We start from the raw sequence: 1,107 nt of genomic DNA, 5'->3' as shown, positions 1-1,107 counted from the left end.
CTAGGGCCTGTTGCGAAAGTGGATCTTGGTCGTGAATGATCACGTGTCGTGGAGCGTGGTGGAGATCTGACAAGTAGCCAGTGGGCCCGGCTGGAGCCGTTACTGCCAAGGGGTATCAAGCCCGGCCGTCCGCGGGTCTGGACGCGGCGTCAGTTGGTAGACGGCATACGGTGGCGGACCCGGACTGGTGCCCCTTGGCGCGACGTGCCTGATCGCTACGGACCCTGGGACCGGGTCTACGACCTATTCCGGCGCTGGCAGCGGAACGGCACCTGGGCCCGGATCGTCACCCAACTCCAGGCAGAGGCCGATGCAAAGGGCCTGATCAGATGGGAGGTGAACGTCGACTCCACCGTCTGCCGGGCCCACCAGCATGCGGCCGGGGCGGCGAAAAGGGGGGCCTTCAAAAGGAGTCGCCCGGCGGCATGGCCATTGAGCCGCCTGACCATGGCCTCGGACGCTCCCGGGGCGGGCTGACCACCAAGATTCACCTCGCCGTCGAGCAGGGGCAGAAGCCGCTCTCGATCGTGATCACGGCCGGTCAGCGGGGCGACTCCCCGCAGTTCAAGCCGGTCCTGGACGCGATCCGGGTGCCACGACTCGGTCCTGGACGGCCTCGCAGCAGACCGGAGCGAGTGCGGGCTGACAAGGCGTACGACTCCCGCCGCAACCGAGCCTACCTGCGCAGACGTGGGATCAGAGCGACCATCCCTATCCCTGCGGATCGCGTCCGCAACCGCCACAGGCTCGGCTCCAGAGGTGGTCGGCCACCGAAGTTCGACAAGGCCGACTACAAAGCTCGGCACGCGGTCGAGTGCGGGATCAATCGTCTCAAGCGTCACCGTGCAGTGGCCACGAGATACGACAAACTGGCCGTTCGCTACGAAGCCACTGTGCTGGTCGCGGTGATCAACGAATGGATATGAGTAGCTCCGGCACGCTCGTGATCGCTAGCCTCGCCGGCTATGAAGCAGCGTCAACAGAAGAAGCTCTCCCTCCGCCTCTTCGGGGCAGTCCTGACAGGCGACGCCAGGAGCACGAAAGCCCTGTTGCGCAGTGGAGCAAGTCCAGAGAGGAGGAACAGCGACGGCACCACTCCGCTGTATC

At 65.4% G+C, this 1,107-nt stretch carries 1 protein-coding gene; it reads left to right on the top strand.

The features are described 5' to 3' along the window. The first annotated feature begins 48 nt into the window (after positions 1 to 48). Positions 49 to 926 (top strand): IS5 family transposase gene (locus ACFXKG_RS41335; protein ID WP_384850794.1). Its coding sequence is split into 2 segments (ribosomal slippage): positions 49 to 403 and positions 403 to 926, totalling 879 coding nucleotides; the frame shifts between segments, so codons are not numbered across the junction. The last annotated feature ends 181 nt before the right edge of the window (positions 927 to 1,107 follow it).

The organism is Streptomyces sp. NPDC059255, from assembly GCF_042752355.1.
Classification (GTDB): Bacteria; Actinomycetota; Actinomycetes; order Streptomycetales; family Streptomycetaceae; genus Streptomyces.
This window is presented reverse-complemented; position numbering and strand designations above follow the sequence as displayed.